This is a genomic window from Rhizobium sp. CNPSo 3670 (assembly GCF_057784555.1).
In genome coordinates this window covers 1-2,738 of sequence record NZ_JBXSOL010000078.1, presented here as the reverse complement: position 1 = coordinate 2,738, position 2,738 = coordinate 1, and the positions used below count along the sequence as shown (strand labels likewise).

The 2,738-nt window shown below is 58.4% G+C and carries 5 protein-coding genes; 1 reads left to right on the top strand and 4 read right to left on the bottom strand.

From position 1 onward, the window contains the following. The 4 genes from AC13QO_RS29790 to AC13QO_RS29775 form a co-directional block, all read right to left on the bottom strand. Positions 1-286 (bottom strand): hypothetical protein (locus AC13QO_RS29790; RefSeq protein ID WP_488542750.1); only part of this gene is annotated, 286 nt, incomplete at its 3' end. Continuing rightward, positions 286-1,854, bottom strand: a complete 1,569-nt coding sequence (gene tnpC / locus AC13QO_RS29785; protein ID WP_488542749.1) for an IS66 family transposase — start codon at positions 1,852-1,854, stop codon at positions 286-288. The genes tnpC and AC13QO_RS29790, both read right to left, overlap by 1 nt. A 72-nt stretch (positions 1,855-1,926) precedes the next feature. After that, complete coding sequence (gene tnpB, locus AC13QO_RS29780; protein WP_488542748.1) at positions 1,927-2,274, bottom strand: IS66 family insertion sequence element accessory protein TnpB; 348 nt, start codon at positions 2,272-2,274, stop codon at positions 1,927-1,929. Continuing rightward, entirely contained in the window at positions 2,271-2,561 is a 291-nt protein-coding gene (locus AC13QO_RS29775) for a transposase (RefSeq protein ID WP_488542751.1), read from the bottom strand. Before AC13QO_RS29775 ends, tnpB begins: the two co-directional genes overlap by 4 nt. On the opposite strand from AC13QO_RS29775, the gene AC13QO_RS29770 reads away from it, so the two are divergent. Further along, positions 2,508-2,738, top strand: a 231-nt coding sequence (locus AC13QO_RS29770) for a hypothetical protein (protein ID WP_488542752.1), incomplete at its 3' end; no start/stop codon positions are given. The two genes, AC13QO_RS29775 and AC13QO_RS29770, sit on opposite strands and share 54 nt — an antisense overlap.

Below are 2,738 nucleotides of genomic sequence, written 5' to 3'. Positions count from 1 at the left end.
CGTCTGCCATTACGCGCTCGATCATTTCGGGATCGCATTGTTCATCGACCAAGAACTGTCGGATTCCTCCGTCCCATGTCCTGATGTCGGCCAGGAGTTCCTGGAGGCATTCAATGCCCCGATCGGTGAAGCCGGTTGTGCCGTCCTCTGTCCCGTCGTGGACGTGGACCATTTCGCCGTAGTCAATGTTATCTGAGTTGGCGGAGATTTCTCTGAGCAGTTCAAGGTTTTCGCCGATCATGGCGGCGACGTCTTTGATCGTGTAGATATGCAATGAGCGAGCCATCAAGCGGCCTTTTGCGCAGTGGAGACCGTCGGAAGCATATTCCACGGCAACAGGTCTTCAAGCCTGTCTACCGGGTAATCTTTGATCCGGGTTAGGACGTCCGTGAGGTAGGTCTCGGGATTGTGGCCATGCAGTTTGGCCGTTTCAATGATGGTCAGGATATTCGCGATGCGCTCGCCGCCCTTGTCCGAGCCGGCGAATAGCCAATTTTTTCTTCCGATTCCGAGGGGGCGCATCGCACGCTCAGCGATATTGTTGTCGATCTCAACGCGCCCGTCGTCGACGTAAACGCTCAATGCTGCCCACCGCGACAGGGCGTAGCGCATCGCCTCCGCCATTTTTTGTTTCTGCGGCAACGTCTGCAGCGTATCCTCGATCCAGACCTTCAGGTCCCTCAGGATGGGCCTGGCATGTTCCTGGCGCAGTGCGCGTCGCTCGTCGGCCGGCATGCCGCGGATACGATCCTCGATATCGTAGAGCGCGCCGATGCGTGCCAGCGCTTCCTCGGCGACCGGTGACGGCTTGAGTTTGATCACATCATGGAACTTGCGGCGCACATGCGCCATGCACGCAGCCTCGATGATTTGGTTGCCGTAAAGCTTCTTATAGCCACCATAGCCATCGGCATGCATCACGCCGCTGAAGTCAGCGAGGTGGTCGGCCGGATGCGCGCCCTTGCGGTCGGGGCTATAATAGTAGGCAATGGCTCTGGGGGTTGGATCTTGATAACCACTGCCATCGAAGACATAGACCCAGACCCTGCCGGTTTTCGTCTTTCCTCGCCCAGGGTCGAGAACATCGACCGGGGTATCGTCCGTATGTATTCTATCAACCGCGGCGATGTGGGCCCTGATCAGCAAGATGAGGGGCGAAAGCAGTACGGACACACGGCCCATCCAGTCCGCCATGACGGACCGGGAGATGTCTATCCCTAGCCGGTCGTACATCTCGGATTGACGGTAGAGCGGGATGTGATCGTCGAACTTGGCGACCATGATATGGGCGAGCAACCCCGGTCCGGGCTTGCCCCGCTCGATCGGCAACGTCGGCATTTCGCCGGACACCGTCGTATCGCAGTCCTTGCAGATCATGCGCTTTTCAATGTGGCGGACAATCTTCACGGACGCCGGTACGTGCTCCATCACCTGCACCACCTTGTCAGCCGCCTTGAGGAAAGACGTGCCACCACAGGCTGGACAACTGCAGGGCGCCGCATAGACCAGCTCTTCGGTTGGCAGGTCATCCGGCAGAGGTTTGCGCTTCGGCTTACCAAGTGCGTCATCCAACTCCGGCAAAGGGGCTTTCCCGGAGCGCATCTCAGCCTCGGCGCGGGAGGCCTCGATCTCCTCCAGCATCAGCTCAAATTGCTCGATCTTCCGATCTATCTTTTCTGAAGAAGGGCCATGCTGCCGATGGCGGAGCAGATCCAACTGCGCGCGCAGAATGCTGATGATGGAGTCGCGTTTGACGACCTGGGCTTCTTGCTCGCTGAGTTTCGCCGCCTGTTCAGCGACGAGCGCGCGCAAAGCAGAGAGCTCGTCCTGACTGTCCAGCGGCGTTGTTTCCATGCCCGCAAACGTAGCCGATTTGCGCCTGCAGCGCTAGTTTTTTGCCCGGATTTCCCTTGTAAAATAAGGCTTTTACGCCGTTCGGCCTGGAGCGGAAGTCCACGCTGGTCGACGCCAGTCGATACCCTCGATAAGCATGGAAAGCTGGGCCTGTGTCAGGGGCACAACGCCATCCTTCGCCGTCGGCCAAGGAAAATATCCGCGCTCAAGAACCTTGTAGAAAAGGCAGAACCCTTGGCCATCCCACCATAAGAGCTTGATCCGATCAGCGCGCTTGCCGCGGAATCCGAAGATAGCGCCGGACCCTGGCGCCTCCTTTATGACCGTCTCGGCCAGCGTCGATAGACCATCAATTCCACGCCGCATATCGGTCACCCCGCAGGCCAGATAGACCCGCACATTCCCTGAAGGCCCGATCATGCCGCCTCCACACAGGTGATCAACGACGCGAGCATCTTCAGTTCAAGGTCGGCCGGAACCTTCAAGCAACGGCCATTTCGTAGCAAGATCTCGATGACCGTTGGCGCTGGCGGAGTGTCACGCGCTTGCGCAAGGCCCACTTCCTCGACGAGCTCGACCGGAAGGAACGTTGCCGGTGCGCTGATACGGCTAAATGACTGCCGCCACAAACGGATCTGAGCCGGATAGATATCATGGCGGCGAGCCACATCACCAATGCGAACGCCAGGCTGATCCGCTTCCGCCAATATCCCCAGCTTAGCCTCGTCCGACCATCGCCGCCTACGCTCAATGCCGGAAATGATCTCCATTCGAGCCATGCCAACCTCTTCGATCTGGTATTAACGTCAGCACTAATGCTGGTTCTAATGCCAGAACATCGCCCGATTTGCCCGATCAGCAAAATCCGCTCGCCGGACGCTCAC

What these genes read in the sequence shown, in the direction of transcription:
- tnpC (WP_488542749.1), bottom strand. Translation starts at nt 1,854, where the DNA reads ATGGAAACAACGCCGCTGGACAGTCAGGACGAGCTCTCTGCTTTGCGC.
- tnpB (WP_488542748.1), bottom strand. Translation starts at nt 2,274, where the DNA reads ATGATCGGGCCTTCAGGGAATGTGCGGGTCTATCTGGCCTGCGGGGTG.